Source organism: Actinomadura latina NBRC 106108 (assembly GCF_001552195.1).
Taxonomy (GTDB): Bacteria; Actinomycetota; Actinomycetes; order Streptosporangiales; family Streptosporangiaceae; genus Spirillospora; species Spirillospora latina.
Genome location: NZ_BCQS01000075.1, coordinates 1 through 580, shown reverse-complemented (window position 1 = coordinate 580; position 580 = coordinate 1). Strand labels below are relative to the sequence as shown.

Here is a 580-nt window from a genome sequence, read left to right as displayed (position 1 = left end):
GCAGCGTCTTGCCGTCCACCGAGACCGCCTGCGGCCTGGCCTGGCTCCCGGCGTCGGGGTCGTGGGCCAGAGCCGACAGATAGGCCCCGATCGCCTTGTCGAAGGCGTCGCCGTCCAGGCGGGCCAGCAGCCGTCCCAGCGTGGTCACGACCGGCCGTGCCGCCGGTAGCCCCAGGTCGGCGAGCACGCGTGCGTCCAGTTCTGCGGCGATCCTGCCGATCTTGGCCAGGCTGGTGGCGCCGCTGAGCACGGCGACCAGGCACAACGCCAGTACGGGGCCGAGCCGGTACCGGCGGCCGCGGCGATGCCGCGGATCGGGAATGCGGTCCAGCACCTGCACCAGTGCCGGCAGGCCGGGAAGGTCGGTGGCGGGACATGGCAGGACGACGCCCTCGCAGTGGCGAACCAGGGCGTCGATCGGGGAGGATGGCACGCGAACGCGGCCCCTGTCTTGATCGACTGGCTTAGACACCCAAGATCATCGGGGACCGCGTTCGTCGTTCACAACCCCGGATGCCACGCGCCGTTGGCCTGCCGATCTACCGGCTCATCTCAGCACCTGAGAACGCATTAGCCCTGG

Annotated in this window: 1 protein-coding gene; it reads right to left on the bottom strand. The window is 70.7% G+C overall.

The window, feature by feature from the left end; all coding sequences use genetic code 11:
- On the bottom strand, window positions 1-433 hold a 433-nt coding region (locus AL2_RS35845), incomplete at its 3' end, for a transposase family protein (RefSeq protein WP_169806485.1).
- Window positions 434-580: the final 147 nt, after the last annotated feature.